The 345-nt window shown below is 69.0% G+C and carries 1 pseudogene; it reads left to right on the top strand.

Annotated features, from left to right (window positions below):
• Positions 1–44: 44 nt before the first annotated feature.
• Positions 45–345, top strand: a pseudogene (locus tag B472_RS17050) (hypothetical protein); the annotation flags it as partial.

Below are 345 nucleotides of genomic sequence, written 5' to 3'. Positions count from 1 at the left end.
TGTGGCTGTAAGCCGCAAAGGAGGTCAACACCGCCAACACCGCTTTGGGCACCGCGCAAACCGAACTGGATGCGGCGCAGACGGCGCTTGCCAACGCGCTGAGCGCCATGAGCGACCCGGCCACACCGGCGCAACTGCTGGCCGTAGAGACTGCCCAGACAGCGTTGACGGCCAAGGCGGCAGCGGCCACGAGCGCAGCCAATGCAGTCAACGCTGCTGTGACGGCAGCCAACGCCGCGGCCACAGCAGCAGGCGAGACCCCCACCGACTTGTCGGCCATCACCAGCGCAGCGACAGCGGCCCTGTCTGACGCGGCCACCGTGAGCGCAGCCACCACGGCCAGCG

The organism is Limnohabitans sp. Rim28 (assembly GCF_000293865.2).
Classification (GTDB): Bacteria; Pseudomonadota; Gammaproteobacteria; order Burkholderiales; family Burkholderiaceae_C; genus Limnohabitans_A.
This window is presented reverse-complemented; position numbering and strand designations above follow the sequence as displayed.